Genomic DNA, 17,018 nt, shown 5'->3' with positions numbered 1-17,018 from the left:
CCCTCTTCGGTGCAATTCTCTCTTTTCTGGTACAGGTCTTTATGTCATATGTCTATTCATAAAACCGGAGGTAGGGATGACGGTCATTTTCGCAAAACGGGCCTATCTGGCAGCCGGCTGGGCAGAGAATCTGCGACTCGAGATCAAAAATGGTCGTATTGCCCGTCTGACACCCAATGCTGTCGCGCAAATCGGCGACACCCGCGTCGACACTCTACTGCCCGCTTTGGCTAACCTTCACAGCCATGCCTTTCAGCGCGCCATGGCGGGAATGACCGAATATCGGCTGGCTGGCCGTGACAGTTTCTGGACTTGGCGCGATCTGATGTATCGCTTCACAGCCCGCCTGAACCCTGACCACATTCAGGCCATCGCCGCGCAAGTCTATGTCGAGATGCAGGAGGCCGGGTACGCCTCGGTCGGGGAATTCCATTATCTGCACCACCAACCGAACGGGCAACCCTATGACAGGCTTTGCGAACTCAGCGACCGGATCATGGCCGCTGCTGCTGAGACCGGAATTGGCCTGACCCATCTGCCCGTGCTCTACAGCTATGCAGGAGTTGGGGAAAAACCACTGGAGGCGGGGCAGCGACGCTTTGGCAATGATGTGGACCGTTTTTGCGAACTTGTCGCGCAGGCGCGGGGTGCGCTCGGCAATCTTCCTGACGACTGTCGCGTCGGCATCGCGCCACATTCCCTACGCGCCACCTGTCCGCGCGATCTGGCACAGGTGGTGGCATCACAAAGTTCCGGTCCAATCCATATTCACATTGCCGAACAACCCAGAGAGGTTGAGGAAGTGCAGGCTGGCCTTGGCGCGCGTCCGGTCGAATGGCTGCTGGATAATGCCCCGGTTGAGTCCAACTGGTGCCTGATCCACGCAACCCATATGACCGACGAAGAGACTTGCGCAATGGCCCGCAGCAAAGCGGTTGCCGGTCTGTGCCCGGTGACAGAAGCCAACCTGGGCGACGGGCCTTTCAACGGCCCTGTCTATCTGAATGCAGGCGGCGCTTTTGGCGTGGGATCGGACTCCAACGTGTTGATTTCCATGACCGAAGAGCTCCGCACACTCGAATACTCGCAACGACTGCGCGACCTGTCACGTAACGTGCTGGTGGTTGGCGAAGGCTCGGCAGGACAAACCCTTTATCGCGGCGCAGCTATTGGCGGTGCGCAGGCGCTAGGCCGCAACGCGGGGCAAATTACCGAAGGAATGCTGGCCGATCTCGTCGCCATCGACAGTCAGGCCCCTGCCCTTTGCGCACTACAACCTCACCAACTGCTGGATGGTCTAGTCTTTGCCGCCAAAGATAATGTCGTAACTGATCTTTGGTCCGCAGGCAGACACCAGGTTCAAAACGGACATCACGTCCTGCGGGACAAGGTCACGCGTAACTACAAAGGGGCAATAAGTGAGCTTCTGGCTGAGCTTTAGCTAGGGATCTTATTGAAACACACGCGAAGGATCTTAGCGCCTGCAGCCGGACTGACCGTAACAGCGGCGTTCAGCGTCATTGCGTCTCCGGCAACCAGCGGCGTGTTGTCTGACATGTGGGCCATTCCCGAGGCGACAAAGACAAACTCGCCCGCTGTCGCTTCAAATTCCTGATCACTTGCAAAAACGTTCACCACAACAACGACCTTTGAATCGTAGATCACATTGAATGCACGACACGGCCCGCCCAACAGCCGCGCATTCAGCGCGAGCGCCCCGTCGAACGAAACCGGCAGGAATGGCCGCGCTGGTAAAACACCACTATCACCGAGCAAATCAAGCCCGGTCCCTTCGATGATCGTGTGTACGCGCGACATCCCCGGAAATCGGGAAAATGGCCCATCCTGATCGATCCGGGCCACACTGATACGCCAGACGACATGTTTACCGACCCGCTTCGCGGCAAGTTCGGTTGTTACCCCGCCACCATTGGCCCATGGCGTAACCGCGCAATCCTGCAATCTGATAAGGTTCTGGGTCAAATTCTTTGCATCTCACCGTTAACCTAGACATAATATGAATAAGTTCGAAAATATAGTGAGCACAATGTGAACGAGCAAAAAAACGTCGGCTTCCAGGATATCCGCGATGAAGTTCTAAATCGCATCCAGACCAGAATTTGGCCGCAAGGCAGCCTGCTGCCCACCGAACTGGAACTGGCCGCCGAGTTCGGCTGCGCCCGCGCGACTGTCAATCGAGCTCTGCGTGAACTTTCTGATCAGGGCATTGTAACACGCAAACGCAAAGGTGGCACACGTGTGGTTACAACACCGGTCAAACAGGCCAGGCTGCCCATTGCAGTAGTCCGTCAAACCATTGAAGATATGAATGCAGAATACCGGTATGCGTTGGTCAGCCGTACGCTGATAGATTGTCCGGCATGGCTACAAGCCAAACTCGGACTGCCCGAGGGCACGCAAATTCTGCATTTGCGCTGTATGCACCATGCCGACAATCGCCCCTTCCAGTTCGAGGAGCGATGGATCAATACAGCCGCAGTACCGCACGTCATGAATGAGGACTTTCTGACCACCGGTCCAAACGAATGGTTGCTGGCCGAAGTTCCGTTTTCGAACGCGGAAATTGCCTTCTCGGCTGTTCCGGCGACCGGCCCGCTTCAGGATTTTCTTTCTGTTCCGCCCGGAACACCTTTGTTCCAGTTGGAGCGGACAACGTGGTTTCGAAAAACCCCGGTCACCTTTGTACGCATGACCTTTCATCAGGGGTATCAAATGCGGACAACCTACTGAGGCTTTTTCCGCTATTGGTGGTCCTGCCGAAAGCCAAATCTCGACCCGCCACCCCGCTTGTTTCAAATACGCACTACATCAAGTGCATGTGCATTCGGGTGGCCAAATTGCCCAGAACCCAGACGGTGCCAAGGATCATGATCATCAGAACCAGTGTCGAAAACAGCACCAGATGCAGATCTTCGCGGCTGCTGCGCCGACGGTCGATATGCAGGAAGTAGACAAGCTGCAACACAAGCTGCGCCAATCCAAGCAACCCGATGGCCAGGTAAATACCAACCGTTTCAATCCCATAAACCTGCGCTACGCCAAACATCGCCAAGGTCAGCAAAAGCGAGCCACCGTACCCGATCACATAGCGCCGACGCTCGCGACGATGCATTTCAGAGCGCTTATCCATAGGTCAGACCTCCGAAATACACGATGGTAATGATGCCAATCCAGATCAGATCGAGAAAATGCCAGAACAACGCCAGCCGCACCACGCGCGAGATAACCACATCCGTCATGCCCTTGACGCGTAGCTGGATACCCAAAACGATCAGCCAAAGGCATCCAGTCGCAACGTGCAGACCATGAAGCGGGACCAACCCAAAAAAGGCTGACAGAAAACCGCTGCGCTGCGGAATGCCGCCTTTTTCCGCCATGGCCATGAAGTCAAGCACTTCCAGCACCAGAAAACCAAGCCCCAGCACAAGAGTGACGCCAAACCACAAGACAATACGACCGCGCGGCAGATTGTACTTCAGCGCCAGCATGGCAAGACCCACTGTCAGGCTGCTGGTCAGCAGTATCAGGGTTTGCGCAAAAACACTTTTCAGATCAAACAACTCGTGCGGGCCGGGACCACCTGCCTGTGCATCGATCATTGTTATGTAAATCGCAAACATGAGGCCGAAATAAACCAGATCGCTCATCAAGAAGACCCAGAACCCAAAGGTGACAACCTCGGTCGCCTTGTGGGCACTGGCGTGATGTTCTCCAAGATTGATACCGGGATAACTGTGAGTGGGCGCGCGCTTCATGTCGCCACCTCCAGATCCGGGCGGGAAAGGCCGCGGTTTTCCGAAGAAGTTTCAGAGGCGCGATCAACCGCCGCTTCGCTGTGGACCAACGCCAACCAAGCTTCGTGATCCCTTCGCACCTCTTCCGCGGGGATGGTGAGTTCTGTACTGTCATCAAATGTCCAGATGATCACCGCAAGGATCATCAAAACCGTCATTATCGCGGCAAGCCACCAGATCCACCAGACCAGCGCAAATATCCATATGCCGCTGAGAACACACAGGACAAAGCCAATTCCCGTGTTTCGGGGCAGTTCGATATCTTCATAAGCGTCTGGTGTTGGATAGGCCGTTCCTTTTGCCTTCTGTGCCGTGAATTCATCCCGATCCGTAACCTTGGGGATGATCGCAAAGTTGTACGCGGGAGGCGGTGAAGGGATAGTCCATTCCAATGTGCGACCATCCCAGGGATCCCCAACAGGAACGCGGGTTTGGTCGCGGTCACGAATGCTGACCCATAGCTGGATCAGTACCGAGAACAATCCACAGGTAATAACTATTGCTCCGATGATGGCCACAATCATGAAAGGGTGGAAAGACGGATCGCTATAGCTGAAAGAGCGGCGTGGCATGCCCAATAGCCCGACGAAATAGAGCGGCATGAATGTCAGCAAAAACCCCCCGGTCCAGCAAAAGACAGAAACCCGGCCCCAGAATTCGTTCAGTCGGAATCCAAAGGCCTTGGGGAACCAGTAATTGTATGCCGCCAACAATCCGAACAACACGCCAGGCAATAACGCGTTGTGGAAATGAGCTACCAAAAACAGCGTATTGTGAACCTGGTAATCTACGGTTGGGTTTGCCAGGATCACACCGCTCAGCCCACCGATGGCAAACAGCATCAAAAATGACAGCCCATAGAGCATCGGCACCGAAAACCGAATGCGCCCCCGCCACAGCGTCGCCATCCAGTCATAGACTTTCACGCCGGTTGGGATGGCAATCAGCATGGTCGCAATACCAAACACCGCGTTGATCAGCGCGCTTTGACCCATGGTAAAAAAGTGGTGCAGCCAGACCGTGAACGACAACACTGCGATCGACATGGTCGCAATAACAAGCGAGTTGTAGCCATAAAGCCGTTTGGCCGAGAAGGTCGCAAACACCTCGGAATAGATGCCATAAGCAGGCAAAACCAGCAGGTAAACCTCGGGGTGGCCGAACAGCCAAAACAGATTGGCATAGTTCATCATGTTGCCACCGAGGTCGTTTGTGAAAAAGTGGAAATCAAGATAGCGATCAGCGGCAAGCATCAGCGCGGCGACACCCAAAGGCGGCATAGCAAAGACGATCAAGATCGAACTGCAAATGATTGTCCAGCAATACATCGGCAGCCGCATGAACGTCATGCCCGGCGCGCGCAACTTGTAGATCGTTACAGCAAAATTGATACCGGTCAGTGAGGTGCCAATGCCCGAAACAACGATTGCCCAGATCCAGTAATCCGGTCCAACACCGGGATTGAACGCCGCGCCGGTATACGGTGGATAGGCTGTCCAGCCGCCGGTCGAAAACTCTCCAATCACCAGCGACACCATCAGCATCATGCCTGACGAAACCGTAAGGCCCAGACTAATCTGGTTTAGTCGCGGGAATGCCACATCGCGCGCGCCGATCATCAGCGGGACAATGTAATTCGCAACACCAAAGACAAAGGGAACGGCAACAAAGAAGACCATGATTGTGCCGTGAGTGCTGAAAAGCTCGGCAAAATGTTCAGCTTCGAGGAAACCGTCGCCGGGCCCGGAAGCCTGCTGCGCGCGCATGACAACGCCTTCAAGCACACCGCGTGCCAGCATCACGATGGCAAAGACGATATACATGACACCGATCTTCTTGTGATCGACGCTGGTCAGCCAATCGCGCCACAGGGGTGTCCACAGACGAAACCAGCTCAGCAATCCTACGACAACAACAACGCCAATAATCACAACAGCTGCGGCTGTATTGGCCACGATCTCATTAGTATTTGGGTTCTGGATCAACCCGGCAATCGGAAAAGCGTCCCAACTCAGACGCCCGAAGAAACCTGTCTCGGTCGGCGTCATTTTTGCGCCTCCTGCCCAAATGATGCAGTTCCAGGCTGTAGCTCGATCGGTAAAGGCTGACCGCTGTGGTAGCGGCTCAGGATACTCCGGAACAGGTCGTCTTCTATTGAGAAGTAGAGCGCATCATCCGGCATCCGAGATGTTCCCAAAGCGGCCTGTACTTCATCCCTGTCAGTCCGCATGGCCAGTTTCCGATACGTTGCCTTGTCTAGTTGAATGCTGTTGTTACGCACTTCTTCGACCCAAGTGGCGAAATCCTCACCACTCATTGCGATGGTGCGGAACTTCTGCTTGGTAAAGCCCCGTCCGTTGTACTGAGTGTTTTCACCTTGCATCACTTCCGGCGCATCCGCGACAAGATGTAACTGGGTGGTCATGCCCGGCATCGCATAAATTTGCCCAGCCAGCGCGGGTATCATAAAAGACTGCATTACGGTATCGGTCGTCAGCGTCAATGCAATTTGCCGCTTTGTCGGAATTCCAAACTCTCCCACTGTGGCGATCCCGAGATCTGGGTACAGAAACAGCCATTTCCAATCCAGACCGACAACCTGAACCCGCAGCGCCGGATCTTCACCAAACGGTGCCGAATACGGGTCAAGCCGATGCGTCGCCTTCCAAAGATAAAAGGACAGCAGGGCCACGATTATTACAGGTAAGCCCCACATGACAAATTCCAGCTTGGCCGAGAAATCCCAATTCGGTGCGTAAGGCGCAATGCGGTTGCTTCGGCGGCGATACCGAAACGCTATTATCGGGACCAGCACCAGTACCGGGATAACGGCCAACAGGATCAATACGGTCGCGCGAAGCAAATGCGTTTTCTGAACTACCGCTATCGGGCCTTGCGGGTCCATAAAGCTGTCGCTGGCCAAAGCTGGTTGCACCGAAGCGATCAACAGGAACACAACGGCAAGTCTGAGCAAGGATGGATTGGACGTATCGACTTGTGCCACAGCTGACTGTCCTCTCCTCATCTCGATCCCATCCAACTATCGGCAAGTGAGTGAAATTTCTCAAGAGTTTTCCGATCCACAAATTGCCATCCTCAGCTTTCTTTCAACTTTGGGTATAAACAGCGACGGGTCGCGCGGCATCTTCCCGTTGACTTGCAAGGCCAGTCGAGACAGATAAATCGTCAATGCGTACTTTGCTTGTCACTCTAGGATTGATCCTTCTGTCCCAGACCGCACTGGCACAGGATCGTGCAGCAATTGAACGCCAGTTTCAGTCGTGGCTGTTGGAGACGATCTGGCCGAAGGCGCAGGCCAAAGGTGTTTCACGCAACACACTGCAACAGGCGTTTTCCGGAGTTACTCTGAACTGGGACCTGCCGGATCTGGTTCCGCCCGGACATAAACGCAAAACGCCCAAGGCGCAAAAACAAGCCGAGTTTGGCTCGCCCAGCCGATATTTCAATCCGGGGTCAATTCAGGGTGCAACGTCTGTCGGGCGCAGGATGGCAAAGCAACACTCTGCGGTTCTTGCCAAAGTCGAAAGCAATACTGGCGTTCCTGCTCGTATCATTCTGGCAATCTGGGGCAGAGAAAGCGGCTATGGGCAGGTGCCAATCCGCCATGATGCGTTCAGGGTTCTGTCGACCAAGGCATTCATGAGCACACGCGCGGAATACTTCACGGCCGAGCTTATCGCAGCTCTGCAAATCGCAGAAGCGGGGCCCCTGCCAGCCCGGCAAATGAAAAGCAGTTGGGCAGGCGCGTTAGGACAACCCCAGTTCATGCCATCAAGCTATTTGGATTACGCCGCAGATGGCAACGGCGATGGACAGGTCGATATCTGGGGGTCATCCGATGATACAATCACTTCGATTGGCAACTACCTGAAACAGCACGGCTGGATCGCCGGGCGTGACTGGGGTTTCGAAGTGTCTGTGCCGGCAACCGTTTCATGTACATTGGAAGGACCCGACCAGGGGCAGTCAATTCAGCAGTGGGAAGCGATGGGCATAAACCGGGTCTCGGGCAAACCTTTTCCAGCCCACGAGATGAAGGGGGTAGGTTACCTGATGATGCCAGCAGGACGATTTGGTCCTGCTTTTCTTGTCACTCCGAATTTTTACGTTCTGAAGGAATACAACAAAAGCGATCTGTATGCTTTGTTCGTCGGCCATGTCGGTGACAGAATCCAATTTGGAAGCGACGATTTTGCAGGGCGGTGGGGCAAGGTCGGCGGTTTGTACCGTTCTGACATCGCAAAGATGCAGCGCGCGCTGGAAAGCTTGGGGTACGATGTCGGAGGCGTTGACGGCTTGCCAGGTTTCAAAACCCGCCGATCAATAGGCAGATGGCAGGAAACGATGGGTGTTGCACCTACCTGCTTTCCTGAAGCCTCGATGACAACGAAACTGGCCCGATAAGGCACCAAGCATGCGTTGAACGGTCGCTCTCGACTTGCTTAAGCATCTTATCGCCGGTCGCAACAGACCGCATTTATCATCAATCTTAATAATTTCGGCTATATTGTTGCTCATTCAAAAACGGACTTGATGCGTCAGATCATGTATTTCCAAGAAGCTCGGATGTTTGCCGACGGGTTACTTGTGCCCTTAAGACACGTTAATTGACGCAGTTTGCGACTAAGCGAGCCGTGTTAATTTCAGTTGCACAGTCCCTGCCATCTAAATTCTTTTCGGCCGCGCAGTCCTAAACTACTCGTCATAACAAGGCGCTATGCCCATCCAAAGAAAAGTATGCAGGACTCCGTCCGGGAGTTTTTCAAGGCGACCGACGCCGCTCCAAACATATCAACTTTCCGTGAACGACAAATCGTCGTCAGATTTTTAGCACAGAGTTATAGCGGAAGGGTCTCTGGGAACTGTGGTTCAGGCCTTGTATACAGGAAACACCGGAGTCGGCTTTTGACTCATCTGGACCGAGGTGGCACGATTTGGTCAATAACGGCCGGCACACCGGGCATGATTGATTGACGCGGTTTTGAAGACTAAGAGGACATTCCGGATGTTTTCTGCTTTTCCGGCCAAGTTTTGTTTTGAGAGGCACCATGACACGCAAAGTCACCAAAGCAGTTTTTCCAGTGGCGGGAATGGGAACCCGGTTTTTGCCGGCAACCAAATCTGTTCCGAAAGAGATCATGACGTTGGTGGATCGCCCGCTGGTGCAATATGCAATCGATGAAGCGCGCGCCGCTGGTATCAAAGAGTTCATCTTTGTGACTTCTCGCGGGAAATCCGCGCTTGAAGATTACTTTGACCACAACCTTGTCCTCGAACAGGAACTAATGGCCAAGGGCAAAAACAAGCTTCTCGATATCTTGAACAAGACGAATATGGAAAGCGGCGCGATTGCCTATATCCGCCAACACAAAGCCCTGGGGTTGGGGCATGCTGTATGGTGTGCACGCCGTTTGATAGGCGATGAACCTTTCGCCGTAATGCTGCCTGACGATGTGATTGCTGCAGATAAACCATGTCTGCAACAAATGGTTGAAGCCTATGAGGAAACGGGCGGCAACATGGTGGCAACGATGGAAGTTTCACCAGAAAAGACCAGTTCGTACGGCGTGCTTGATGTCGTCGACAGTATCGGCCCGGTCATTCCGGCCAGGAGCATGGTCGAAAAGCCTGAACCATCGAAAGCGCCATCCAATCTGGCGGTTATCGGGCGCTATATTCTTCGACCTTCTGTGTTGAACAACCTGAACGCAATGAAAACCGGAAGCGGCGGTGAAATCCAACTGACTGATGCAATCGCCGAGGATATCGCATCCGGCGTGCCCGTTTTTGGCTACAAGTTCGACGGGCAGCGTTTCGATTGCGGTTCAAAATCCGGTTTTCTGCAAGCGACAGTTTCCTTTGCCCTTGCCCGTGACGACCTGCGTGATGATCTGAGCCAATATCTGAATGACATTGTGGCAACTGGAAAAGCAGCCCAGTAGCTACGGGATCTTCCATTCCACAAAAAAAGAATTGAGCAATATCGTTGGTCATCAGCAATTCAGGGGCACGTGTATGAACAGAACGGTCTATCCAGTCATCCTGTGTGGTGGTTCCGGAACGCGTTTGTGGCCCCTGTCGCGCAAAAGCTATCCCAAGCAATTCGTTCCACTTGTCGGAAAAACCAGTCTGTTACAGGATTGTGCCGACCGGATGCTTGGACCCTCGCATACGCCCTATGCCAAACCACTGGTTCTCACCAACGAAGCCTTTCGGTTTATTGTACCTGAACAGCTGACCGCTATTGGGATCGACCCCGGTCCGATTCTGATTGAGCCTGAAGGGCGAAACACGGCCCCTGCCGTACTGGCGGCTGCGTTGTACCTTGCCTCACGTGATCCGGATGCCATCATGCTGGTCGCGCCTTCAGATCATGTGCTTCCAAACAAGGCCGCTTTTCATCAGGCCGTCGCCACAGGCGTGCGAGCAATTGCCGAACGAAGCGATCTGGTGACATTTGGCATCACGCCCACTCGACCCGAAACCGGGTATGGCTACTTAAAGCTGAACGACGCCCCAGACGCGTCCGGGGGTGCAGTTCGCTTGGATCGGTTCGTGGAGAAACCGGATTTGGAAGCCGCGCAGGCGATGGTGAAAGATGGCAGTTACCTGTGGAATTCCGGCATCTTCCTGTTTGCGGTACGTGACATCGTTGCAGCATATGAAAAATACGCAAGCACCCTTGTTGCACCTGTCCAACAGGCCGTCGACAACGCAAAGACAGATTTGGGGTTCCTAAGATTGGACCCTTCGGCTTGGGCTGACGTCGATGACATCTCGATCGACTATGCGGTCATGGAAAAAGCCCCCAACCTTAGCGTGGTTCCGTATTCCGCAGGTTGGTCGGATGTTGGAAGTTGGACGGCTGTTCAAGAATTGTCAAACCCTGATGAAAACGGCATCGCGACATATGGGGAAGTAACCACAATCGACTGCCGCAACGTTCTGATACGATCAGAATCACCTGCGCAGGAAGTGGTGGCAATGGGGCTTGAGAACATTATCGCAATTGCGATGCCAGATGCTGTGCTGGTTGCTAGCATGGATAAAGCTCAGGACGTCAAGCAGGCTGTCGCTGCCTTAAAGGCTAAAGAGGCCAAACAGGCTGATACGCTTCCGGTCGATCACCGCCCCTGGGGCTGGTTTGAGAGCCTCGTGATCGGTGACAGATTTCAGGTCAAGCGAATCCATGTGCATCCTGGCGCAGCGCTCAGCCTGCAGTCCCATCACCATCGGTCCGAGCATTGGATTGTGGTTGAGGGCACCGCCAAGGTCACAATCGATGATCAGGAACGGTTGGTTAGCGAAAATCAGTCTGTCTATATCCCGCTGGGTGCCGTGCACCGGATGGAGAACCCTGGCAAAGTGCCCATGGTTTTGATCGAAGTGCAGACCGGCACCTATTTAGGCGAAGATGACATCATTCGATATGAAGACATTTATGCCCGGGACTAAGCGGCGACATAGTTCTCCATAGGCCATACTCGGGTCGGCTTGTCCCCGGGGATACTCAAGTTAACAGATTATTTCCTGTGCGGTCGGCCGGGTCAGACGGGATTGACGCGTCTTACGGCAGAGTGGCGCGCAACCGACTTTCGGACCGACAGCCACAGGAGGACCCTCGTGTCAATGACCTCACCCAGATTGCGCCTGCCTTTTCTACAACCTTCGCAGGCTCAAAAGCACGTCACCCACAACGAGGCACTGCGACAGCTTGATCTGGTCGTTCAGCTAACAGTTCAGACGACCAATGCCAGCACCCCGCCCGTTGTCCCCGAGCAGGGTGATATCCATGCTCTGGGCGTCACCCCCACCGGGGACTGGGCCGGACATGCAGGAGAGCTTGCCGCATGGCTGGACAACGCCTGGCATTTCTTGACCCCGTATGCGGGCTGGCGCGCCTGGGACGAGGCCACTGGTGAACTGAAGATCTGGAATGGGTCTGACTGGCTGCCCTTGCCCGTCAATACTCAGAACCTGAATGGTATTGGGGTGGCAACAAGTTCGGACGCTACGAATCGCTTGTCTGTCCGAAGCCCGGCAACGCTTCTGAGCCATGAGGGCGGCGGGCATCAGCTGAAGATCAACAAGGCGGGTGCCAGCGATACAGCATCGCTGGTGTTTCAGTCGAACTGGACCGGTCACGCTGAAATGGGGTTATCCGGAAGTACGGGGTTTTCAATCAAAGTGTCCCCTGACGGAGGTACCTGGACGGAAGCTCTGACTTTTGACCCCGCGACCGGAACAGCGGCTGGTGCGGCTGTTCAGGGCGATGCGACGGATACCACTTCGGGTCGCTTGATGCGTGCCGACTACGGTTATGGGCCGGGTAACCTTCTGGGGTCGGTATCAGAAGTTGGCGGTATACCAACCGGTGCGGTCATAGAGCGCGGAAGTAACACCAATGGCGAATTTACACGTTTTGCCGATGGAACCCTGATCTGCACCGCCGCGTTGCTTCCTGTCGCATGCACGGCCGCGGAAGGCGTATTGTTCGCAAGCGCTGCAATGACGTGGAACTACCCAGCGCCATTTTCCTCTGCGCCAAGCGTTAGTGGCAGCGCTGGAGCCAATAATCGTTTCATCGGGTTTGATGTGCCCGGAAACACTCAAGCCACGTGCAAAGCCCTCTCTGTAACTTCGGATACAGCGGCTTTTTCACCAAGTGTCATCGCCATAGGGCGCTGGTTCTGAGCACAGCTGCCGCCTGAACTGTGGTTCGGGCGGTTTTTTTGCGTCGTCGGTCCATTTCTATAGCAATCGCCAATTCCATTGGACCCGCCACAGCCGCCTTGCTCCGGGCGGAAAGTGGGCGGCGCAACACCGCCCGCTTAGTGGCTGTTTATTACTGGTCCATGCCCAGAATTGTATCATTTCAGCTGACAATGGACGTGATTCAACAAGTTCTGCGCAGCACGACGGATTGTAAAAACTCTGTTCCCGCGCATATTGCCTCAAAAACAACAAGAAAACATGGGAACTCAGCAACCATACCTGTAAATCATTGAAACCGGCGCCGGATTCTTCGATTGTGCCCGCGCCGTTGATAGTAATTGGTACAAAAGGATTTGGCAGATGCGCATTGCAATGATCGGCACCGGGTATGTGGGCCTTGTTTCCGGTGTGTGTTTCTCGGACTTCGGTCATGATGTGATTTGCGTTGATAAGGCTGAGCAGAAGATCGATATGCTCAAAGCCGGACAGGTGCCTATTTATGAACCAGGTCTGGACGTGCTGATGGCGCGAAACGTCGCGGCTGGCCGCCTGAGCTTCACAACCGATCTTGCAGCCGCAGTGGACGGCGCGGATGCTGTCTTTATTGCAGTTGGAACGCCAACCCGGCGTGGAGACGGCCATGCGGATCTGACCTATGTGATGGCAGCGGCGGAAGAAATCGCTCAGGCTGTCACCGGGTATACCGTTATCGTCACAAAATCGACTGTGCCCGTCGGAACAAACCGAAAAGTGCAGGAAACAGTCAAGGCCGCTAACCCCCTGGCCGAATTTGACGTGGCTTCGAACCCTGAATTCCTTCGCGAAGGCGCGGCAATAGACGATTTCATGCGCCCGGACCGCGTTGTGGTCGGCGTCGAAAATGACCGCGCTGCCGAGGTGATGGCAGAAATTTACCGCCCTCTTTACCTGCGCGACTTCCCGATCCTGACCACCGATCTGGAAAGCGCCGAGATGATAAAATACGCCGCCAACGCGTTTCTAGCGACCAAAATTACCTTCATCAATGAAATCGCCGGGCTATGCGAAAAAGTTGGTGCGGATGTCAAAGAAGTATCGCGTGGCATTGGCCTTGACGGGCGGATTGGCAACAAATTCCTGCATGCAGGACCTGGCTACGGTGGTTCATGTTTTCCAAAAGACACGGCCGCGTTGGCCCGGATCGGGCAGGACCACGCGCATCCGATGCAAATCACCGAGACCGTCATCCGCGTGAATGACGAAATCAAGAAACGGATGATCGAGAAAATTCGTGACGCATGTGACGATCATTTCAACGGCAAGACCGTGACGGTTCTGGGTGTCACGTTCAAACCCAATACGGACGATATGCGCGACGCGCCATCACTGTCCATCGTCCCCGCCCTGATAGGCGGAGGCGCAAAGGTGCGTGTTGTTGACCCACAGGGAAAATCTGAAGGAGAGGCGCTTTTGCCGGGCGTCGAATGGTGCGACGATCCGTACATCGCCGCGCGGGGCGCGGATGTTGTTGTGCTGCTGACGGAATGGAATGAGTTCCGCGCGCTGAACCTTTCCGAAATTGCGGCGTCAATGAAATCAGCCAGGATGGTCGACCTGCGCAACATCTACTCGAAAACTACAGCGCTGAAATCGGGGTTCGAAACCTACGTCGGCGTTGGACGCTGAAAGCACCCGTCCAATCATACCGTTTCGCAAGTAGTTGACGGATCATAGTGCAGCTGTCCAAACCCGGTAGCGGCCTTGTCCGGTGACTTCGCGCACCAGACCTCTCCGGGTGAACAGGTCAAAATTCCGTTGAACCGCCGCGCGGGAAGAATTGGTAAGTTCTTCTGCAAGTGGGGCCGAGACCATCGGCCACGCCGCCAGAGCATCAATCAGACGCGGGGGGGTGCGACCGCTCAGATCCTGCGTCGCGTCGCGGGCCTTACCCTCCCAGACACTGATCCTGTCGAGGTGCAGCAAAGCCGCAAGAACAGCTTGCCCGGCGCCCTGTATCCAAGACCCTAACTTTTCCGTCGGCCCACCTGTTCCGCGCAACGCACCCGGACCAGACAACGCCAGTGGCATGAACATTGCGCCGCCCCGCCCCATCGAAGCCGCGTGCCGCGCTGCGATGATTGCCGCCTCGGTGTCTTGTCCGACCCCCTGCGAAACCGCTCGCCATGCATGAAACGCGATGGCCGATTGTGTCACCGGGTGCAGCCTTTCAGCATTCCGCATGACTTCGGCCAGATCAACGATCGCTTCAGGCGTCGCATCGGCCCCCTGAGCCAGACGGTCGAGAAACGCGGTCAACCCGCTTTCCCACCCGCCTGTCGCAGGGCCCGCGCCAGAGCTCAGACGGCGCACGGCCCAACCTGCCCGGAACAGCGCCTGCACGTCATCGTGGGTCGCGCCGATCCTCAGACCCGTCCACAAAGCCAGGCGGTCCACGCTGACCCGATCCCCTGTCCACCACCCCAGATCGGACGTTTCCATAAGTGCCAAACGATGCGTCCACCCCTCAGGCCCCGAACGCAGCCTCTCGTCCAGAGCACCAAAGGTCAGGGCAAGATCAGCAAGCTCTGCCGACAATTCTGATTGTGCCGAATACCAATCGCGCGGATCGAACAATGGGCGCTGATCCGATCGGGGACCAGGCAAAAAGAAACCTTCCTCCACGTCCTGGTCCGGGGGCAAAAACCAAGGGTCGTCTTCTTCTGCCGGATCACCGTCATAGATGCTGGCTGGGCCAAGATCATCGACCTCGTCTTCTGGAAGGGGCATGGTTTTCTTCGACGTCATACCCGGCATTCTTCGGGCATTTGCAACAGTTCACAAGGTTTTTCCATCAGCCCGAGAATGTACGGGTCAACACTTCCAGTTCGTTGCTTAAATCCGTCTGCGGGGAACTGCCCAACAGCATATATCCATAACCGCCCTGCTCCCATTTTGCAGTTGCCAAACCGCTCAACACCGTTTGTTGAACTTCGGTATCTGCGGCATTCGGTCCCTGGCGAATGACACAGAAGGCAAGTGGTCGACCCTGATCATCGGCAAAAACCACTTGGATCAAGGGCTTGCCTTTGAATGAAAGAACCTGCGCCCGCTTCAGCTCCAACCCTGGCAACGCTTCCAGTGTTTCCTGATTCAGCGTTCGTCCCAGTTCGGCTTCGGCCATTGCAAATTGCTTGGCCAGCGACGCGTCCGAACTGTCCAGCGATGCAATCGTTTCCGGCACGTAAAGTGATTGATAGATCGCGGCCTGCTGGGCCCAGCTTAAATCTGCTGGCCGGGTGGCCCAGAATGTTACGGCGACGGCTGCAAATGCCGCGCTGGCAGCTACCGCAACAAGACGCAGAAACCCGTTATTGGCGGGCCGCGTCGTTATTTCCGGCAGGTCCACCTTCGGCGCTTCAGCGGGCAGGTTCTCAAAAACATCCCGAACAACAGGCGCAAATGGATCCAGCGCCATCAGACGATGTTCCAGCGCAGCGTCATCTTCAACCGCAGCCTCAATGGCGCGGGTCTGAGCCTCATCCAGGCTGCCTTCCAGATACGCTAGAAGCGTCTCGTCGGAAAACGTCATTTGCCACTCCGTCGCGCGGGGTCCGCTGCATCAATCTGCATCACGGTTTTAAGTTTCTGCCGGGCATTCGAAAGCCGGCTCATGATCGTGCCAATTGGAACCTCCAACAAGGCAGCGGCTTCGCGGTAACTGTACCCCTCAACGAAGACGAGCATTACCGCTTCACGCTGTGCCTCTGGCAACTGCATCACTTGAGTAAACACTTCAGCCGCGAAAATATTCGTTTCTGTATCCGGTCCCGTTGCAACCAGATCCGCTTCGGGGGTCACCGACAGCGCCTGCGCGCGCCGAACCGACCGCGAACGCAGCTCATTCAGCCAGATCGACCGGCAGATTGTCATCAACCAGCTGTCCAGACGGTTATGCGACGTCACCTGATGATGTCGTTCAAGCGCGCGCAAACATGTGGCCTGCAACAAATCGTCGGCTACATCCGAGGCACCCGATAATGCCAGCGCAAACCGCCAGACACGCTTCGAATGCGTCTGAACCGCATCGCGGACGGCTTGTTCAGAAGTCATCTCAACTTTCATCGAATGATCGCGACCTGCTTGTGTTTCTCAATCACGGACCGGACCCGCAAGGGCAGAGTTGTCATATTTAGCGGTGAAATGAAACGAAACTCCTGCGCCATGCAGTCACGTTTGCGTCTGTAATTGTTGCAGCGCCTGTTTCTGCAACCAACTTGGCGTTGGATATTGGCCGTTTGCGACGATTGTTTTGGCTTCGACCAAAGACATGGTGTTCCAATGCACATTAGCCGTTCAATAGCGGTATTGGCTTGGTTGAGTTTTTTGGTTTTGGTTGCGGGTTTGGTGGTGAGGTCTTATTTAGCGTGTTTGGATGTTGGGATGGGTTGGTCTGCCGCAGGGTAGCATCAGCCCTTTAGGCGCGGCGGG

Annotated in this window: 15 protein-coding genes; 7 read left to right on the top strand and 8 right to left on the bottom strand. The window is 55.0% G+C overall.

Annotation, left to right across the window (positions count from 1 at the left end; genetic code table 11):
* Positions 1-76: 76 nt before the first annotated feature.
* Positions 77-1,441, top strand: a complete 1,365-nt coding sequence (locus tag ACR0ES_RS09495; protein ID WP_480870421.1) for a formimidoylglutamate deiminase — start codon at positions 77-79, stop codon at positions 1,439-1,441.
* On the opposite strand, the gene ACR0ES_RS09490 is transcribed toward ACR0ES_RS09495, so the two are convergent.
* On the bottom strand, positions 1,438-1,983 hold the full coding sequence (locus ACR0ES_RS09490; protein WP_480870419.1) for a HutD/Ves family protein: 546 nt from the start codon (positions 1,981-1,983) through the stop codon (positions 1,438-1,440). The genes ACR0ES_RS09495 and ACR0ES_RS09490 overlap by 4 nt on opposite strands.
* 66 nt (positions 1,984-2,049) lie before the next feature.
* On the opposite strand from ACR0ES_RS09490, the gene ACR0ES_RS09485 reads away from it, so the two are divergent.
* A complete protein-coding gene (locus ACR0ES_RS09485) occupies positions 2,050-2,751 on the top strand; it encodes a GntR family transcriptional regulator (protein ID WP_480870416.1) in 702 nt (233 codons plus the stop codon).
* Positions 2,752-2,824: 73 nt separating this feature from the next.
* Here ACR0ES_RS09485 and ACR0ES_RS09480 read toward each other — a convergent pair whose 3' ends face one another.
* From ACR0ES_RS09480 to ACR0ES_RS09465, 4 genes are read right to left on the bottom strand one after another with little or no spacing between them, the layout of a single operon-like run.
* On the bottom strand, positions 2,825-3,151 hold the full coding sequence (locus tag ACR0ES_RS09480; RefSeq protein ID WP_480773624.1) for a cytochrome o ubiquinol oxidase subunit IV: 327 nt from the start codon (positions 3,149-3,151) through the stop codon (positions 2,825-2,827).
* Complete coding sequence (locus ACR0ES_RS09475; RefSeq protein ID WP_480773623.1) at positions 3,144-3,776, bottom strand: cytochrome c oxidase subunit 3; 633 nt, start codon at positions 3,774-3,776, stop codon at positions 3,144-3,146. The genes ACR0ES_RS09480 and ACR0ES_RS09475 overlap by 8 nt, the downstream gene beginning before the upstream one ends.
* Positions 3,773-5,863, bottom strand: coding sequence for a cbb3-type cytochrome c oxidase subunit I (locus ACR0ES_RS09470; RefSeq protein ID WP_480870413.1), 2,091 nt, complete (start codon positions 5,861-5,863; stop codon positions 3,773-3,775). Before ACR0ES_RS09470 ends, ACR0ES_RS09475 begins: the two co-directional genes overlap by 4 nt.
* The gene (locus tag ACR0ES_RS09465) at positions 5,860-6,819 is read right to left on the bottom strand and encodes a cytochrome ubiquinol oxidase subunit II family protein (protein WP_480870410.1); all 960 of its coding nucleotides are present in this window, start codon (positions 6,817-6,819) and stop codon (positions 5,860-5,862) included. Before ACR0ES_RS09465 ends, ACR0ES_RS09470 begins: the two co-directional genes overlap by 4 nt.
* 185 nt (positions 6,820-7,004) lie before the next feature.
* Between ACR0ES_RS09465 and ACR0ES_RS09460 the strand changes: the two genes are divergently transcribed.
* From ACR0ES_RS09460 to ACR0ES_RS09440, 5 genes are all read left to right on the top strand, one after another.
* The gene (locus ACR0ES_RS09460; protein ID WP_480870407.1) at positions 7,005-8,240 is read left to right on the top strand and encodes a lytic murein transglycosylase; all 1,236 of its coding nucleotides are present in this window, start codon (positions 7,005-7,007) and stop codon (positions 8,238-8,240) included.
* 644 nt (positions 8,241-8,884) lie between these two features.
* The gene (locus tag ACR0ES_RS09455; RefSeq protein WP_480773620.1) at positions 8,885-9,778 is read left to right on the top strand and encodes a UTP--glucose-1-phosphate uridylyltransferase; all 894 of its coding nucleotides are present in this window, start codon (positions 8,885-8,887) and stop codon (positions 9,776-9,778) included.
* A 73-nt stretch (positions 9,779-9,851) separates the two neighbouring features.
* Positions 9,852-11,291, top strand: coding sequence for a mannose-1-phosphate guanylyltransferase/mannose-6-phosphate isomerase (locus ACR0ES_RS09450; RefSeq protein ID WP_480870405.1), 1,440 nt, complete (start codon positions 9,852-9,854; stop codon positions 11,289-11,291).
* Between the two features lie 174 nt (positions 11,292-11,465).
* The gene (locus ACR0ES_RS09445) at positions 11,466-12,530 is read left to right on the top strand and encodes a DUF2793 domain-containing protein (RefSeq protein WP_480870534.1); all 1,065 of its coding nucleotides are present in this window, start codon (positions 11,466-11,468) and stop codon (positions 12,528-12,530) included.
* Between the two features lie 381 nt (positions 12,531-12,911).
* Entirely contained in the window at positions 12,912-14,216 is a 1,305-nt protein-coding gene (locus ACR0ES_RS09440; protein ID WP_480870402.1) for a UDP-glucose dehydrogenase family protein, read from the top strand.
* A 42-nt stretch (positions 14,217-14,258) separates the two neighbouring features.
* On the opposite strand, the gene ACR0ES_RS09435 is transcribed toward ACR0ES_RS09440, so the two are convergent.
* The 3 genes from ACR0ES_RS09435 to ACR0ES_RS09425 all read right to left on the bottom strand — a co-directional run bounded on the left by ACR0ES_RS09435 (position 14,259) and on the right by ACR0ES_RS09425 (position 16,640).
* On the bottom strand, positions 14,259-15,317 hold the full coding sequence (locus tag ACR0ES_RS09435) for a helix-turn-helix domain-containing protein (protein WP_480483621.1): 1,059 nt from the start codon (positions 15,315-15,317) through the stop codon (positions 14,259-14,261).
* A gap of 64 nt (positions 15,318-15,381) precedes the next feature.
* Positions 15,382-16,119 (bottom strand): anti-sigma factor, encoded by a 738-nt coding sequence (locus ACR0ES_RS09430; RefSeq protein ID WP_480870399.1) that lies wholly within the window; start codon positions 16,117-16,119, stop codon positions 15,382-15,384.
* Positions 16,116-16,640 carry an RNA polymerase sigma factor gene (locus tag ACR0ES_RS09425; protein WP_480870396.1) on the bottom strand — a complete coding sequence of 175 codons (525 nt, stop codon included), beginning with the start codon at positions 16,638-16,640 and terminating at the stop codon, positions 16,116-16,118. The genes ACR0ES_RS09430 and ACR0ES_RS09425 overlap by 4 nt, the downstream gene beginning before the upstream one ends.
* Positions 16,641-17,018: the final 378 nt, after the last annotated feature.

The organism is Ruegeria sp. N7 (assembly GCF_056531345.1).
Note: the sequence above shows the minus strand (reverse complement) of the source record. Positions and strands in the feature narration are given on the sequence as shown.

What these genes read in the sequence shown, in the direction of transcription:
- ACR0ES_RS09470 (WP_480870413.1), bottom strand. Translation starts at nt 5,863, where the DNA reads ATGACGCCGACCGAGACAGGTTTCTTCGGGCGTCTGAGTTGGGACGCT.
- ACR0ES_RS09445 (WP_480870534.1), top strand. Translation starts at nt 11,466, where the DNA reads ATGACCTCACCCAGATTGCGCCTGCCTTTTCTACAACCTTCGCAGGCT.
- ACR0ES_RS09435 (WP_480483621.1), bottom strand. Translation starts at nt 15,317, where the DNA reads ATGCCCCTTCCAGAAGACGAGGTCGATGATCTTGGCCCAGCCAGCATC.
- ACR0ES_RS09475 (WP_480773623.1), bottom strand. Translation starts at nt 3,776, where the DNA reads ATGAAGCGCGCGCCCACTCACAGTTATCCCGGTATCAATCTTGGAGAA.
- ACR0ES_RS09425 (WP_480870396.1), bottom strand. Translation starts at nt 16,640, where the DNA reads ATGACTTCTGAACAAGCCGTCCGCGATGCGGTTCAGACGCATTCGAAG.
- ACR0ES_RS09480 (WP_480773624.1), bottom strand. Translation starts at nt 3,151, where the DNA reads ATGGATAAGCGCTCTGAAATGCATCGTCGCGAGCGTCGGCGCTATGTG.
- ACR0ES_RS09460 (WP_480870407.1), top strand. Translation starts at nt 7,005, where the DNA reads ATGCGTACTTTGCTTGTCACTCTAGGATTGATCCTTCTGTCCCAGACC.
- ACR0ES_RS09495 (WP_480870421.1), top strand. Translation starts at nt 77, where the DNA reads ATGACGGTCATTTTCGCAAAACGGGCCTATCTGGCAGCCGGCTGGGCA.
- ACR0ES_RS09450 (WP_480870405.1), top strand. Translation starts at nt 9,852, where the DNA reads ATGAACAGAACGGTCTATCCAGTCATCCTGTGTGGTGGTTCCGGAACG.
- ACR0ES_RS09440 (WP_480870402.1), top strand. Translation starts at nt 12,912, where the DNA reads ATGCGCATTGCAATGATCGGCACCGGGTATGTGGGCCTTGTTTCCGGT.
- ACR0ES_RS09455 (WP_480773620.1), top strand. Translation starts at nt 8,885, where the DNA reads ATGACACGCAAAGTCACCAAAGCAGTTTTTCCAGTGGCGGGAATGGGA.
- ACR0ES_RS09430 (WP_480870399.1), bottom strand. Translation starts at nt 16,119, where the DNA reads ATGACGTTTTCCGACGAGACGCTTCTAGCGTATCTGGAAGGCAGCCTG.